The sequence below is a fragment of the Pseudomonas sivasensis genome (genome assembly GCF_052938085.1).
Genome location: NZ_CP176442.1, coordinates 6,105,397 through 6,120,708, shown reverse-complemented (window position 1 = coordinate 6,120,708; position 15,312 = coordinate 6,105,397). Strand labels below are relative to the sequence as shown.

Sequence of the window (15,312 nt, the reverse complement as noted above, 5' to 3'; positions counted from 1 at the left end):
ATGCGCCGCTGGGGCACCACCGAACGTGTCGTTGGCCTGCATGACCCGCAGGTCAATGAACATCACCTGGAATCGACAGGCTTGCCGGCGGACAATCGTCTGCGTCTGCTCAGTTTCAATATCCAGGTGGGTAACAGCACCGAGAAGTACCGTCACTACATCACCCGTGGTTGGCAGCATTTGCTGCCCCACAACGGGCGGGCCGGTAACCTGCAGAAGATCGGCGACCTGTTGAGTGACTTCGACCTGGTCGCCTTGCAGGAAGCCGATGGTGGCAGCATTCGCTCGGGCTACATCAATCAGGTCGAGCATCTAGCCCATCTTGGGGCTTTCCCCTACTGGTATCAGCAACTCAATCGCAACCTCGGGCGCTTGGCGCAGCACAGCAATGGTGTGCTCAGCCGCTTGAAGCCGACTGCCATCGAAGACCATCCATTGCCGGGTCCAAAGGGGCGTGGGGCGATCCTCGTGCGTTTTGGCGAAGGGCCTGAAGCCTTGGTGGTGGTAATGATGCACTTGGCGCTCGGGGGGCGTACGCGCAACCTTCAGTTGGCTTACGTGCGCGATTTGATTGGCAAATACAAGCATCAGGTGCTGATGGGGGATATGAACACCCATGCCAACGACCTGCTGCAGAATTCCCCGTTGCGCGACCTAGGGCTATTGGCGCCGCAAGTCGAAGCCACGTTTCCGAGCTGGCGACCGCAACGCTGTCTTGACCATATCCTGCTCAGCCCGAGCCTCACACTGGAAAGTGTGCAGGTGCTGGCGCAGCCCATTTCCGATCACCTGCCGGTCGCGGTAGAGATTCGTCTGCCGGGCTCGCTCACGGCAGATGCATTACCCGCGTTGAGCCCTGGCCCTCGCGGACCCCTTGCATGAGCGACGACGCCCAGCGCTGGAAAGAAAAATACCTGCTAAGTATCGAGCAACAAGAAAAGCTCGAACGCCGTTGGGCTGCACGCCTTGATCTGCTGCGCCGCGGGCTGGTGCGTAGCACGCTGGCGGCGGAAGGTACCGACCGTGCCGTTGATCAATGCATGAAGGAAATGCGCGACGTTGTGCGCACCGACGACATGGACGCCGCCCTCGCGGCCTTGCTGCCGCGCCTGGAAAAAGCCGTGCTCGATTCTGAGCAACGCCGCGAAACCCGCATTGACCAGATGAGCACCGCACTGACGTCTCTGGTTACGCAGTTGCAAAAGTTGCCGCTGCCCCGTGAGGTAGCCCGTCCGCTGAAAACCTTTGCCAAGCAGTTGGATGGCCGCGTCAGCCAGGCTCGAGAGATTCCTTTGTTGCTCAGCGAGCTGAGCAGCCTGCAAGGGCAGGCGCTGAATAACCTGGAGCCGGAGGGTGAAGCTCCGCGTCCTGGGCCAGGTTTGTTGCAGCGTCTGTTTGGTGCCAAGGACGCCGCGAGCGAAACGGTAGCCACTGAGCCCGTTGCCAGCCCAGCGCCGTCCCCCGTTGTGACCCACGCCGCCGCCGAGCCTCAGGAACCTGAGCAAAACGATGAGCTGACGCAAGCCCTGCGGGCCTTTGCGCCGCAGACTCAGGAGCCGGTTGCTGCACAACCTGAACCCGCCAAGGCCGTCAGCGAAGCGTTTGTGTACGAGGCGCCTGCGCAGGGGGTGGCAGAGGTTGCGCCTGTCGCCGAAGCTCCAGCGCCTAAGGCGCCACAGCCTCAGGAGGAAGAGCCAGCGGCCGAAAGCGCCCTCGCGGCCTTAATCGAGACCCCGCCGGTAGCGGTCGAGACGCCGGATGAGACGGTGATCGGTAGTCTCTCGCTCCCGCCTGTGTTGGAGGTCGATGAGCCTGACCCCAACGAGCTGCAATCGGACGGCCCCTATTCCCTGCCTGACTCACCCGAGCCGTCCTACAGCTCCGTGGCCAAGCATATTGAAGACACCCTGCTCGGCCTGCTGGAAGAGCTGTCACTGCCCGAGCGCCATCGGCCACAGGCCGAAGCCATGCGCGAGCGCCTGGCCCACGGTCTGAACTGGTACGAACTGCTGCCGATCCTTGATGACTTGGCGGTGCTGATGCTGGCGATCACCGACAGCGGCCAGCACGAGTTCGAGGCCTACCTGAAACAGCTTAACGAGCGTCTTGAGGCCTTCCAGGGCCACCTGCAAGTGGCCAGCGACGGCCATGCCGACAGCCGCTCCGCAGCCCGGGAGCTGGACACGCAGATTCGCGAGCAGGTCGACGGCCTGCAAAGCAGTGTGCAGGACGCCGCGGACTTGGACAGCCTCAAGCAGGTGCTGGAAAGCCATCTTGAGGGTTTGCTCGGCACCATGGACGAGCACCAGCAGCAGCGTGACCAACGCGAGCAGGAAGTGGCGGCGCGCTTGAAAGGGCTGGCCGAGCGGGTTGCCAATATGGAGCAGGAGGCCCAGGGCTATCGCGAGCACCTCGAGGTGCAGCGCCAGAAGGCGCTGATCGATCCGCTCACCGACTTGCCCAACCGCGCCGCCTGGAGCGAGCGCCTCGACCATGAGGTCAATGCTTGGCACCAGCACGGCAATAATTTGTCGCTGGCGATGCTGGACCTGGACCACTTCAAGCGCATCAACGATGGCTACGGCCACCTGGCCGGTGACAAGGTGCTGAAGATTATCGCCAACGTGCTGCGCAAGCGCCTGCGCTCCAACGATTTCATCGCGCGGTTTGGCGGTGAAGAGTTTGTGCTGCTGATGCCTGATTCATCCCTGTCGGATGCCTTGGGCGTGGGTGAAGTGCTGCGTGCGGCGATCGAGGCCTGCCCGTTCCACTTCAAGGGCGAGCCGGTGACGATTACGGTATCCATGGGGGTGGCGCAATTCCAACCGGGAGAACGCAGTGACCTGGCGCTCAAACGAGCGGATGAGGCGCTGTACCGGGCTAAAGCGGCAGGTCGTAACCAAGTGCAAGCGGCATAAAAGTTGTTCTATTTTGTAACTTGACCGCTTGGCCACGGACCGTACGTTACACTGTTGCATTATCGTCTTCAGCGTGCTGTCTTCCGCCATGAAATTCTTGTACTTCACCTTTGTGCTTCTTCTGCTCGCCGGCTGCGCCAGCGGTCCCCGCCTGAACACCAGCCACCCCTCGGCGAACCACGACAATCGCGTGCAGTTCGTGGTTGTCCACTACACCTCCACCAATCTTGAACAATCACTGGCCCTGCTGACCCACGGCGAGGTCAGTGCGCATTACCTGATCGGCGACGACGCCTCTGCCACCATCTACAAGCTGGTGGATGAAAGCCAACGCGCCTGGCACGCGGGCGAAAGCGAGTGGATGGGGCGTACCTGGCTCAACTCCAGCTCCATCGGGATCGAAATTGTGAACCCCGGCTATAAGGACACGCCCACAGGTCGCCTGTGGTACCCGTATTCCGAGGCCCAGGTAAAATCGCTGGTAGTGCTGCTCAAGGACATCAGCAAGCGCAATGGCATCGACCCCAAGAACATCATTGGTCACAGCGATATAGCGCCGCTGCGCAAGCTGGACCCGGGACCGTTGTTCCCTTGGAAGCGCCTGGCCGATGAAGGTCTGGGTGTGTGGCCGGATGCTCAGGCGGTCGCGCGCTTTCAGGTGCAATATGCTGCTGAACTGCCGAGCATCACCTGGTTCCAGGAGGAGTTGGCGCTTCTTGGTTACCCGACACCCCAGACCGGTGTGTTGGATGTCGCAACGCGTCATGTGATCGCGGCGTTCCAGATGCGTTTTCGGCCTTCCCTGTTTGCTGGGGAGCCGGACGCCGAAAGTGCCGCTATTTTGCGTGCCCTCAACCGGCGCTAAAGGTTAAAGCGGTAACGCCATGTAGAACTGAGTGCCCTGCCCCGGCCGCGAATACACCCCCATGCGACCGCCGTGCAGTTGCACAATCTCTTTGCACAGCGCCAGTCCAAGGCCGGCGCCGCCTTTCTTGCGGCCCACCTGGACGAAGGGTTCGAAGATGCGCCCTTGTTGGCCATAGGCGATACCTTCGCCATTGTCCTCGACACTGATGATTACCCGCTCGCCATGGCGTCGAGCCTGCAGGTGAATCTGCCCGCCGTCGGCGGTGTGACGCAGGGCGTTGCCCAAAAGGTTGTCGAGCACACGCTCCAATTGCGCCTGGTCGGCATACAGGCGTGGCAGGTCGGATTGAACCTCTACCAGCAACTCTATGTTCTGCGCATTGGCGGGCTCCACAAAGCGCGCACGAGCGTTTTCAAGCAGGTCGGTCACGTCGCACGGGCCCAGGGTGAGTTTCTGCAGGCCGTTCTGGTAGCGCGAAAAATTGAGCAAGTCGTTGATCAACTGCATCAGGCGCTGCATCTCTTCATTGACCGTATCCAGCAGGTCCGCTTCGCGGGAGTCCGCCGGGAATTTCGCACGTTCGCGGAACAGGCCGAACGCCATGTGCATGCCAGTCACCGGCGTGCGCAATTCGTGGGATGCCCGCAGGACGAACTCGCTGCGTACCCGTTCAAAGGCGCGCTGTTCGGTCACGTCGTGCAGCACCATGACCGCCCCGAGAATATGCCCCTCGGTATGGCTGACAGGTGTGAGGCTGTAGGTCAGCAGGCGCAGTTCGCCCTCGACTTCCACTTCCAGATCATCCGGCGCCCGTTCCAGGTTGCCGCCGCGCAGCACCATTTGCAGCTGTTCATCCAGTTCGGGACGCATCAGGGCTTCGCCCAGGCCTTGGCCGAGGCGTTCCTCGTCCCAGCCCAACTGGCGCTGCGCGACGGGGTTGAGATGTTCCAGGCGGCCTTGGCGGTCAATCATCAGCAGGCCATCGTCGATGCTGTCTAACACAGCTTGCAGGCGCTGCTGGCCGGCCAGCAGTTCGTCAACGTTGGTCGCTTGATGCTGACGAACCGCCTCGGCCATCAGGCCAAAACGGCGGGTTAACAGGTTCATTTCCGCTGCTGAAGAAATCGGCAGCGTCACCTCGAAATCACCTTGGCCGATCTTGTCCGCCGCTTTGGCCAGCGCCTCAATTGGCCCGCCGAATCGCCGGGCGATGCCATGGGCGGTGACAAATCCGATGATCAGCACCGCGAGCCCCACCAACCCCAGCAAACCAGCGATCAGCAACGCCCGCTCACGGGATTTATGCTCGCTGGCGCTGATGTTATCCAGGGCCTGCTTATGTTCGGTAATCAGCCCGTTGCGCAGCACATTGAAGGTTTCGGTGAGTTTTTCCTTGCTGCCCGGCGGCGGCGACGCTTGCTGGGATTGGTCGAAGGCTTCAAGCAAGTCTTGGTATTGGAGGCGTGCCTGGCTGAAACCGTTGCCATGGCCATCGCGCTGTTCGTGGGCGATACCCTGTTCCAGCAAGTCGAAGTAACGTTTTTTGGAGGCTTGCAGCGCCTCGGGGTCAGGGCGCTGCTCCAGCATCATGATCAACTGGTCGCCAAGGATCTGGCGCAGTTTGAGGCCCAGGTCCAGGGTGACAAAGTTGCTGCGGATCAGCGATTCCTGGGTCTTAGCCATCTGCATCACGCTGACTAAGCCCAGGATCAACCCCAGCAGAGCGACGGTTATCAGCGCTGAAATGCTCAGGAATAAACGAGTGCGCAGTTTCATCGCTAACTTCATAGGGTGCAGCTCACAGGTTGTACTGTTTGCGTTTGCGATACAGGGTCGACGCGTCGATGCCGAGGGTGCGTGCCGCCTGGTCCAAGGTGTCGCTGGTGGCCAGAACCGCACCGATATGGGCTTTCTCCAGCTCGTCCAGACTCAACGCCGCCCCGATACGCGGTGCATTGTTGGTCGGTTGTTCGGCCATGCCTAGGTGGACGATTTCTACCTTTTCCTGCGGGCAGATGATGCTCGCCCGCTCCACCACGTTACGCAGCTCACGGATGTTGCCGGGCCAGCGATAGTTGAGCAGCGCTTCACGTGCTTGATCACTGAAACCCCGCGCCGGCCGGGCGTATTCCTTGACGAAGCGCGCCAGGAAACGGTCTGCCAGCGTCAGGATGTCTTCACTGCGCTCGCGCAGCGGCGGCAAGTGCAGGGTGATGACGTTGAGGCGGTACAGCAGGTCTTCACGGAAACGTCCGTCGCGCACCATGTCTTCCAGGTTCAAGTTGGTGGCGGCGAGGATACGCACGTCGGCCCGGCGGGTGACCGGGTCGCCCACGCGCTCGTATTCCTTGTCCTGGATAAAGCGCAGTAACTTGGGCTGCAACGTGAGGGGAAAATCGCCGATCTCATCAAGAAACAGCGTGCCACCGTCTGCCTGATTGACTCGGCCCAGCGTGCTCTCACTGGCGCCGGTGAAGGCGCCACGGCTATGACCGAATAGCTCGCTTTCCATCAGCTCAGCGGTCAGCGACGGGCAATTGATGGTCACGCAGGATTTCTTGGCGCGTTTGCTCCAGCCGTGAATAGCGCGGGCCAGTTCGCCTTTACCGGTGCCTGACTCGCCAAGGATCAAGATGTTGGCGTCGGTCCCCGCCACCTGGCGCGCGGTTTCCAGCACCACCATCATTGACGGGCTATGAGAGTCGAGGCCGTCTTTGGGCTGGCGCACTGCACCTTCTAAAGCCTCCAAGCGCGCGGACAGTTGGCGCACCTCCAATTGCTTGGCCGTAGCGAGGCGCAGTTGATCGGGGCTGCAAGGCTTGACCAAGTAATCGGCGGCACCGGCCTGGATCGCGTCTACGGCGGTATCGACGGCGGAGTGAGCGGTGACAATCACCACGCGCATCCACGGTGCCTGGATACGCATGTGTGCCAGCACATCCAGACCGTTGTCTTCGCCCAGGCGCAGGTCCAGGAAGCACAGGTCGAACACCTGGCGTTGCATCAGGGCATCGGCCTGGGCGGCGCTGTTGGCGGTGGCGACGGTGTAGCCTTCATCTTCCAGGCAATAACGGAAGGTGCGGAGGATCGCGGACTCGTCATCCACTAAAAGAATGCGGCCTTGAAGTTCCTTGGCTGATTCCATCTGTCCCGCGCTCCTTAACTATAAATGATGGTGTTTAGTCCCGGAATAATCGGGCAAGTTGCATGGTTTATTCTGATTGATAAAAGGCATTGCCGTGCAGGTATCTGCATCTTTTCCTACAGAGCCCCGCCTGATGGCGTTTTCATGCCTTCTTGCCACTTCGGCAACTACTCCATCGCTTTCGATCCTTTGATCCGACCACTGACCGTCGTGCATTTCGCACGGCCTATAAAGGGCGATCGTGCAGGATGCTGCACTGCCATTGTGTCTTTAATGCATAAGCTACTGATTTTATTGAGTTTTATTTTGTAAAAAAGCTGGCATGCACGCTGCAATACCTCTCTCAACGAATAATCAAAATGCGGGAGAACATCAGCATGACTCGCCAAATCCTCAGCCAATTGTGTGTATCGCCACTGCGCTTACAGCAAGGCATGTTTGCCAGCTTGGCCGTAATGGTCACGCTGATAGCAGGCCAGCAGATGCAACATTGGCAGCAGAGTCAGCAGCAAACCCCGCATTTCGAACGTCCGGCGATGACGCAGACACATTTCAGTTCCATTGGCAGCCGTACCGTCGGTGCTGCTTCTGCTGATGTAACTGCACCGCAATTGAGAGTGGCCGAGCAGGATTCCACCCTGGGCGAGCTGCCAACCCAAGAACGTTGGGTGTTTTAGGCAATAAAAGCGGCCGCTTGTGTAGGGCGGCCGTACGGCACGGCACTACCGCTGTTACCTCTATCGAAGCGTAAGGAGAATCACCATGTTGAGTTGGGCAATCACATTTCTGATCATCGCCATTGTGGCTGCAGTTCTGGGCTTTGGTGGTATCGCGGGCACCGCCACTGGGATCGCTAAGATCCTGTTCGTAGTCTTCCTGGTGATGTTCATTGCTTCGTTCTTCTTTGGTCGTCGCGGCCGAGGCTGAATATGACCACTCTGTGCTTTAAAACCATGGCTGTCGCCCTGCTCTTGGGCGGCAGCGGCCTGGCGATGGCCGCCAATGACGGCCAATCCCGGGCCAACCAATTGCTGACCGCGGACCCGCAGTACCGCGAGACTTGGCAAGACGTGGTGAAAAAAGAAGAGCGCTTGCCGGAATGGGTGATGAACCTGTCAGGCACAGCCGAGCAGATGAACGCCGTGGAAGAAGATGGTGACAAGTACTTGGTCGGGCCGCTTTGCGAAACTGCAGACACGTGCAAGAACAAGCGCCTGATCGTCGCCTTCAGCTTCGACAAGGAAGATGCCTACGCCATGTTGGTGGAAGTGCCCGCCGGTTTGCCGGCAGATAAATCCCCAACACGCCATGCCGATTACCGTTTTATCGGTAAGCCGGATGAAGGCATGCAGAAGCTGCTGATGGAGCAGCTGAAGAAAGATCCGAATTGGTACTAGGTCCCGGCTACGGGGCCAGCGTCCATAGAAAGAAGCACCCTTGCTTCTTTCTGTTTGCACCGCTCGCCAAGAGCGGTGCATGACCAAGGGGCTGGGTTGCTCTGATCAAATGGGATCGGCGTGACCTACGGGTACAGGGAGTGCCTGCGCAAGGGCCGGGTCAGGCGAAAAGCTGCGACGCAAGTTCACAAGCCCCCTGCTTGCTGAACTTGCGGCGGGCTTATGACTTTCATCCCTGCCTTTTATGCCGCCCATAGCTGCGAATTTTCTTTTTGCTTGTTCCCAACCATTACTTGGTGTGTCGGGACGACCATCTATCGAGAAAGTTTTGTCGCCGCTATAGGACATTTCTGACGCAATGCCGCGTGATTCCCAGGCATTTCTGCCAACGCACCAAACACGTGCAGAATCTCTGCGCGAGCCTAAATTGGCCGGTTCACGGCATATTCACCTGACAATATGTCGCATATGAACTGACCGTTCGGACAGTTATTATGAAAAAAAGTCATGCCGATTCGGCATAGGGTAGGCGTTTACGGCATTAGACGTCGCTCCCTTGCATCGGAATAGTTGCGCCTTTTTTCGCCTGCCAGTAAGCCATTTCGGCCACGCTGCGGTGACCTTTCATGGAGGCAGATGCACACACTTTTTCGCTTTCGAGCGGTCCAGCTGGCGCATTTGCCTTAAGTTCACTTGAAGTAAGGGTAATGACATGAAGAAGGCAAAGCTAAGCCTCGCCTGGCAGATCCTCATCGGTTTGGTGCTGGGGATCGCAATCGGCGCAGTGCTCAACCATTTCAGTGCTGAAAAGGCCTGGTGGATCAGCAACGTGCTGCAGCCAGCGGGCGATATCTTTATCCGCCTGATCAAGATGATCGTGATCCCGATTGTGATTTCCTCGTTGATCGTCGGCATTGCCGGTGTCGGTGACGCGAAAAAGCTCGGTCGTATCGGCGTCAAAACCATCCTTTACTTCGAAGTCGTCACCACCATCGCCATTGTGGTCGGCCTGTTGCTGGCCAACCTGTTCCATCCGGGCGCGGGCATCGACATGAGTACCCTCGGTACGGTGGATATCTCCAAGTACCAGGCGACCGCCGCCGAGGTGCAGCATGAGCATGCGTTTATCGAGACCATCCTCAACCTGATCCCGTCGAACATCTTCGCCGCTGTTGCCCGTGGCGAGATGCTGCCGATCATTTTCTTCTCAGTGCTGTTCGGCCTGGGTCTGTCGAGCCTCAAGCCTGAGCTGCGTGAGCCGCTTGTGACCATGTTCCAAGGCGTGTCCGAGAGCATGTTCAAAGTCACCCACATGATCATGAAGTACGCCCCGATCGGCGTATTCGCACTGATCGCAGTGACTGTCGCTAACTTTGGCTTTGCCTCCTTGCTGCCGCTGGCCAAGCTGGTGATCCTGGTTTACGTCGCCATCCTGTTCTTCGCTTTTGCAGTACTGGGCCTGATCGCCCGCCTGTTCGGCTTCTCGATTCTCAAGCTGATCCGCATCTTCAAAGATGAGCTGGTACTGGCTTACTCCACCGCCAGTTCCGAAACCGTGCTGCCGCGCGTGATCGAGAAGATGGAAGCTTATGGCGCGCCAAAGGCTATCTGCAGCTTCGTGGTGCCGACCGGTTACTCGTTCAACCTCGACGGTTCGACCTTGTACCAGAGCATCGCGGCAATCTTTATCGCCCAGCTGTATGGCATTGACCTGTCGATCGGCCAGCAACTTATGCTGGTGCTGACTCTGATGGTCACCTCCAAAGGCATCGCCGGCGTGCCGGGCGTGTCCTTCGTGGTGCTGCTGGCCACCTTGGGCAGCGTCGGCATCCCGCTTGAAGGCCTGGCGTTCATCGCCGGTGTGGACCGCATCATGGACATGGCGCGTACCGCCCTCAACGTGATCGGTAATGCCCTGGCGGTATTGGTCATCTCCCGTTGGGAAGGCATGTACGACGACGCCAAAGGCGAGCGCTACTGGAATTCGCTGCCGCACTGGCGCACCAAGCAAGCCCTGCCGACTGCCCAAGCCACTCGCGGCTGATAGTCCGACGGCTCTAAGACAAACCCCGGTAAATCCGGGGTTTGTCGTTTCTGCCAGCCCCGCTATCATTCGCCCCATCTTTCGGGGGATTTAACTGATGCTCAATGGCCTGTGGCTTGGCTTCTTTGTCGTGGCGATGGTGTCAGCACTGGCGCAATGGCTGGTGGGGGGTAACGCCGGGATTTTTGCGGCGATGGTGGAAAGCATTTTCGCCATGGCCAAATTGTCGGTGGAAGTGATGGTGCTGCTGTTCGGCACCCTGACCCTGTGGCTGGGCTTTCTGCGTATCGCCGAGAAAGCCGGGATCGTCGATTGGCTGGCCAAGGCCCTTGGCCCGCTGTTTCGCCGGCTGATGCCGGAAGTGCCGGCCGGCCACCCTGCCATCGGTCTGATCACCCTCAACTTCGCCGCTAACGGCCTGGGCCTGGATAACGCGGCCACTCCCATAGGCCTAAAGGCCATGAAGGCGTTGCAGGAGCTCAACCCCATCCCCAACACGGCGAGTAATGCACAGATTCTGTTCCTGGTGCTCAACGCCTCGTCTCTGACACTGCTGCCAGTGACCATCTTCATGTACCGCGCCCAGCAAGGCGCCGCCGACCCGACGTTGGTGTTCCTGCCGATCCTGTTGGCCACCAGCGCTTCTACTCTGGTGGGCCTGCTGTCGGTGGCGGTGATGCAGCGTCTGCGGCTGTGGGATCCGGTGGTGCTGGCTTACCTGATTCCGGGTGCGTTGGTGCTGGGCGGCTTTATGGCGTTATTGGCCACGCTATCTGCCACGGCGCTGGCCGGTTTGTCGTCGATCCTCGGCAACCTCACATTGTTTGGATTGATCATGCTATTCCTGGTGATCGGCGCGTTGCGCAAGGTGAAGGTGTACGAGGCGTTTGTCGAAGGGGCCAAAGAAGGCTTCGACGTGGCCAAGAACCTGTTGCCTTACTTGGTTGCGATGCTCTGTGCCGTGGGTGTTTTGCGCGCCTCCGGGGCCTTGGACTTTGGCCTTGAGGGGATTCGCCATCTGGTCGCTTGGACCGGCATGGACACGCGCTTTGTCGATGCCTTGCCGACTGCAATGGTCAAACCATTCTCCGGCAGCGCTGCGCGGGCGATGTTGATCGAGACCATGCAGACTCAAGGTGTGGACAGCTTCCCGGCCCTGGTGGCGGCGACGATCCAGGGCAGTACGGAAACCACCTTTTATGTGTTAGCGGTGTACTTCGGCTCGGTGGGCATTCAGCGGGCGCGGCATGCGGTGGGCTGTGCGTTGCTGGCTGAGTTTGCGGGTGTCGTGGCGGCGATTGCGGTGTGCTACTGGTTCTTTGGCTGAGGCTCGGATCGCTATCGGGAGCAAGCCCCCTCCTACATGTTGATCTGTGAACACATTCAAAATGTGGGAGGGGGCTTGCCCCCGATGAGGCCCTCAGCGTTTCGCAACACCGTTGCCCTGCTGAACAACCCACTCCACCACCTGCCTGCTCAACTGATCCCCGGCCACTCCAAACCCGGCCACCACCGCCGGCACCTTGGTATCGCTCACCGCTTGGTGCACTTCAAACCGCCGGCTGGCAATAATCCGCTGATCACTGCCACGCACCAGGCGTGCGTCGAGGCGGATCACCACCTCCACCGCACTGCCCCGGTACTCACTCTGAAACGCCTGCAACTGCCCGCCCAGCTCATAGTCGGCCTGCAGGTTAGTGTCGTCGGTGCTCAACAGTGTCACTCGGCCGTCGCGCTGAAAGCCGTCCAGCAGGCGATTACGCAACAGCACCGGCGCGGGATCACTCCAGCGCGAGTTAGCGTAGCTGCTGATCAGGTCGCCATTGGGCACCACGGCGATGCGTGGGCTGTCGAGGAACTCGCTGGTTTGTGGCTTGGTCAGGCGTAGCGACCAACCTACCGGGGTGCCTTGAGTCGTCGTCTGGGCGGAGGCCAGGCGGTAGACGTCCGACGGGTCGGCTTTAGGCAGGATCGAGCATGCGCTCACCAGTGCCAGCGCCACAGGAGCGATCATTTGATAAGCACGCTTCATGGCGTGAACTCCTTGTTCTTATCACTGCCCAGCAGGTAACCGCTGGGGTTGGCTTCCAGGCGGCGGGAGATGGCGCGCAGCGAACCGAGTGTTTCGCGCAGTTCGCGCACCGCCGGCGCCAGTTCGTTGAGGCCCTGCATGCCACTGTTCACCGAGTCTTTGTTATTGGTCAGCAAGGTATTGATGGTGGCGGTGCTTTGCTCCAGGGATTTCATCGCTTGTTCGGCGCTGCCGAACGCCTGTTTGCCTTGATCGTTGAGCAACCCGTTAGCGTTACGCATCAGCACCGTGGTCTGCTCCAGAGCAGCGGTGGCTTGTTTGCTGACTTGCATCAGTTGTTGCATCACCACCTTGATATCGCCGCGTTGGTCGGCAATGGCGCCAGTGGTTTGTTGCAGGTTATCCAGGGTCTTGCTCAGTCGCTCGACGTTATCCGAGGAGAACATCTCGTTGGCGTTGTGCAGCAGCAGGTTGATGCCGGTCATCAGGTCATTGCTGTTGTTCAGCAGCCGCGCGATGGGTGATGGCGAGGCGATGATCTGCGGCAGGTTGCCATCCTTGCCCTTGAGCACCGCACTTTGAGGTGTCCCGCCGCTGAGTTGGATGATCGACGTGCCCGTGATGCCGGTCAGCGCGAGTTTGGCTTGGGTGTCTTCCTTGATCGGCGTCTGCCCGGCCAGGCGGATACGCGCGAGTACGCGGCGCGGGTCGTTGGGGTCCAGGCTCAGGCTGATCACGTCGCCCACCTTGATCCCGCTGTATTGCACCGAGCTGCCTTGAGACAAGCCGCTGACCGCCTCGTTGAAGATCACTTCGTAATCCTGGAAGGCGCTGTCGACGCTGGATTTGGCCAGCCACAGGCCAAACAGCATCGCGCCGACCACCACGATCACGCTGAACAGACCGATCATCACATGATGGGCTCGGGTTTCCATGTCATACCTCGTTGAGCGGTTGAGCGGCATCCAATGCCGCGCGGCCCCGGGGGCCGTGGAAGTATTCGTGAATCCAGGCGTCGTCCGTTTCCGAGACGATATCGATGGCGTCCGCCACCAGCACTTTCTTCTGCGCCAGCACCGCCACGCGGTCGGTGATCGTGTACAGCGTGTCCAAGTCATGGGTGACCAGGAACACGCTCAGGCCCAGCGCGTCGCGCAGGGTCAGGATCAGTTGGTCGAATTGCGCCGCGCCAATCGGGTCGAGGCCGGCGGTGGGCTCGTCGAGGAACAGGATGTCCGGGTCCAGCGCCAGGGCCCGGGCCAGTGCGGCGCGCTTGATCATGCCACCGGAGAGCGACGCGGGGTATTTGTCGGCGGCCGACAGCGGCAGCCCAGCGAGGGCGAGTTTGACGGCCGCCAAGTGCTCGGCGTCTCGGCGGCTGAGGCCTGCGTGCTCGATCAGTGGCAGCGCGACGTTCTCGGTCACGGTCAGCGAGGAAAACAGCGCGCCCTTCTGGAACAGCACGCCGAAGCGCCGCTCTACCAGCGAACGCTCATGCTCCGGCAGGTTCGGCAGATTCTTGCCGAACACCCGCACTTCGCCCTCGCTGGGGCGGCGCAGGCCGACGATGCTGCGCAACAGCACCGACTTGCCACTGCCGGAGCCGCCGACCACCGCAAGGATTTCGCCCTTGTACAAATCCAGGTCGAGATTCTCGTGCACGCTCTGGCTGCCGAAGCGATTGCACAGGCCACGCACTTCAATCACCGCCTCGGTGGGCGAACGGTGTAGACGACTCACCAGCCCATCTCCATGAAGAACAGCGCGGCAACCGCATCCAGCACGATCACCACAAAGATCGATTGCACCACGCTGGAGGTGGTGTGGGCGCCGACCGATTCGGCACTGCCGCTGACCTTGAAGCCTTCCAGGCAGCCAATGGCCGCGATCAAAAAGGCGAAGATCGGTGCTTTCACCATGCCCACCAAAAAGTGCTGCACGCCAATGTCCGATTGCAGTAGCGAGAGGAACATCGCCGGGGAAATATCCAGCGCTACGGCACACACCACGCCGCCGCCGACGATCCCCGAGAGCATCGCCAGAAAGGTCAGCATCGGCAGCGCGACCAGCAGCGCGAGTACGCGGGGCAGTACCAGCAACTCCATCGGCTCCAGGCCCAGTGTGCGGATGGCGTCGATTTCTTCGTTGGCCTTCATCGAACCGATCTGCGCGGTAAACGCACTAGCGGTGCGGCCGGCGATCAGGATCGCAGTGAGCAGCACGCCGAATTCCCGCAGGAAGGAGAACGCCACCAGGTCCACCGTAAAAATGGTCGCGCCGAAGCTTTTGAGTACCGTGGCGCCAAGAAACGCCACCACGGCACCGACTAGAAAGGTCAGCAACGCCACGATAGGCGCAGCATCGAGGCCGACCTGTTCGAGATGGGCAACCATCGGCGTCAGGCGCCAGCGCTTGGGGCGGAAAATGCCACGGGCAAAGGTTTCGAGGATCAGGCCGACAAAACCCAATAATTGCTTGCTGTCCTGCCAGACGGTATCCACCGCCCGCCCGATGCGTGCCAACACCTGGATACCGGCAGCCTCTTCCGGTGCTTTTTCCGGTACGCAAAAATCGTTGAGTGAGCGGTAGACGGTCTTGAGCAACGCGCGGTCGGCAGCGGACAGGCTGCAATCGGTCTGTTCGGCGGATTGCTCGATACGGGTTGGCCCAAGCAGTTCCACCAGCAGCGAGGCGCCGGCGGTATCCAGGGCGCCGAGCCCATTGAGGTCTATGCGTGCGCCGGCGTCGTATTGGCCGTCGAGTTTGTCCGACAGCTTCTTTAGGTTTGCGTAGTGGGCCAGCGTCCAGTCCCCCGTAATCCGCAGTAACGGAGGGGCGGTGGAGGTATCGAGGTGGGCTGCGCCGGCCGTGGGACTACTGGTCATAAGCTCCGAGCTTGTATTGGCTA

The 15,312-nt window shown here is 60.1% G+C and carries 14 protein-coding genes; 8 read left to right on the top strand and 6 right to left on the bottom strand.

The window, feature by feature from the left end:
- From ACKZ62_RS28095 to ACKZ62_RS28085, 3 genes are all read left to right on the top strand, one after another.
- A complete protein-coding gene (locus ACKZ62_RS28095; RefSeq protein ID WP_032885046.1) occupies positions 1 to 882 on the top strand; it encodes an endonuclease/exonuclease/phosphatase family protein in 882 nt (293 codons plus the stop codon).
- On the top strand, positions 879 to 2,918 hold the full coding sequence (locus ACKZ62_RS28090; protein WP_447096137.1) for a diguanylate cyclase: 2,040 nt from the start codon (positions 879 to 881) through the stop codon (positions 2,916 to 2,918). The genes ACKZ62_RS28095 and ACKZ62_RS28090 overlap by 4 nt, the downstream gene beginning before the upstream one ends.
- 88 nt (positions 2,919 to 3,006) lie before the next feature.
- Positions 3,007 to 3,783: an N-acetylmuramoyl-L-alanine amidase gene (locus ACKZ62_RS28085; RefSeq protein ID WP_095185304.1), complete on the top strand. Its 777-nt coding sequence runs from the start codon at positions 3,007 to 3,009 to the stop codon at positions 3,781 to 3,783.
- 3 nt (positions 3,784 to 3,786) lie between these two features.
- Here ACKZ62_RS28085 and ACKZ62_RS28080 read toward each other — a convergent pair whose 3' ends face one another.
- Positions 3,787 to 5,574, bottom strand: coding sequence for an ATP-binding protein (locus ACKZ62_RS28080; RefSeq protein WP_032885043.1), 1,788 nt, complete (start codon positions 5,572 to 5,574; stop codon positions 3,787 to 3,789).
- A gap of 10 nt (positions 5,575 to 5,584) precedes the next feature.
- On the bottom strand, positions 5,585 to 6,931 hold the full coding sequence (gene algB / locus ACKZ62_RS28075; RefSeq protein ID WP_032885041.1) for a sigma-54-dependent response regulator transcription factor AlgB: 1,347 nt from the start codon (positions 6,929 to 6,931) through the stop codon (positions 5,585 to 5,587).
- Positions 6,932 to 7,308: 377 nt separating this feature from the next.
- Here algB and ACKZ62_RS28070 point away from each other — a divergent pair, with 377 nt between their 5' ends.
- The 5 genes from ACKZ62_RS28070 (at position 7,309) to ACKZ62_RS28050 (ending at position 11,699) form a co-directional block, all read left to right on the top strand.
- Entirely contained in the window at positions 7,309 to 7,608 is a 300-nt protein-coding gene (locus tag ACKZ62_RS28070) for a hypothetical protein (RefSeq protein WP_032885189.1), read from the top strand.
- 85 nt (positions 7,609 to 7,693) lie between these two features.
- Positions 7,694 to 7,858 carry a DUF1328 domain-containing protein gene (locus ACKZ62_RS28065; protein ID WP_003170804.1) on the top strand — a complete coding sequence of 55 codons (165 nt, stop codon included), beginning with the start codon at positions 7,694 to 7,696 and terminating at the stop codon, positions 7,856 to 7,858.
- A gap of 2 nt (positions 7,859 to 7,860) precedes the next feature.
- Positions 7,861 to 8,328 (top strand): inhibitor of vertebrate lysozyme family protein, encoded by a 468-nt coding sequence (locus ACKZ62_RS28060; protein WP_032885040.1) that lies wholly within the window; start codon positions 7,861 to 7,863, stop codon positions 8,326 to 8,328.
- Positions 8,329 to 9,040: 712 nt separating this feature from the next.
- The gene (gltP, locus tag ACKZ62_RS28055; protein WP_032885038.1) at positions 9,041 to 10,372 is read left to right on the top strand and encodes a glutamate/aspartate:proton symporter GltP; all 1,332 of its coding nucleotides are present in this window, start codon (positions 9,041 to 9,043) and stop codon (positions 10,370 to 10,372) included.
- A gap of 97 nt (positions 10,373 to 10,469) precedes the next feature.
- Positions 10,470 to 11,699: a spore maturation protein gene (locus tag ACKZ62_RS28050; protein WP_048721443.1), complete on the top strand. Its 1,230-nt coding sequence runs from the start codon at positions 10,470 to 10,472 to the stop codon at positions 11,697 to 11,699.
- A gap of 93 nt (positions 11,700 to 11,792) precedes the next feature.
- On the opposite strand, the gene ACKZ62_RS28045 is transcribed toward ACKZ62_RS28050, so the two are convergent.
- From ACKZ62_RS28045 to ACKZ62_RS28030, 4 genes are read right to left on the bottom strand one after another with little or no spacing between them, the layout of a single operon-like run.
- On the bottom strand, positions 11,793 to 12,404 hold the full coding sequence (locus ACKZ62_RS28045) for an ABC-type transport auxiliary lipoprotein family protein (RefSeq protein ID WP_095185305.1): 612 nt from the start codon (positions 12,402 to 12,404) through the stop codon (positions 11,793 to 11,795).
- Positions 12,401 to 13,339 (bottom strand): MlaD family protein, encoded by a 939-nt coding sequence (locus ACKZ62_RS28040; RefSeq protein ID WP_032885033.1) that lies wholly within the window; start codon positions 13,337 to 13,339, stop codon positions 12,401 to 12,403. Before ACKZ62_RS28040 ends, ACKZ62_RS28045 begins: the two co-directional genes overlap by 4 nt.
- A gap of 1 nt (position 13,340) precedes the next feature.
- Positions 13,341 to 14,144 carry an ABC transporter ATP-binding protein gene (locus ACKZ62_RS28035; RefSeq protein WP_032885031.1) on the bottom strand — a complete coding sequence of 268 codons (804 nt, stop codon included), beginning with the start codon at positions 14,142 to 14,144 and terminating at the stop codon, positions 13,341 to 13,343.
- A complete protein-coding gene (locus ACKZ62_RS28030; RefSeq protein WP_447096136.1) occupies positions 14,141 to 15,289 on the bottom strand; it encodes an ABC transporter permease in 1,149 nt (382 codons plus the stop codon). Before ACKZ62_RS28030 ends, ACKZ62_RS28035 begins: the two co-directional genes overlap by 4 nt.
- Positions 15,290 to 15,312: the final 23 nt, after the last annotated feature.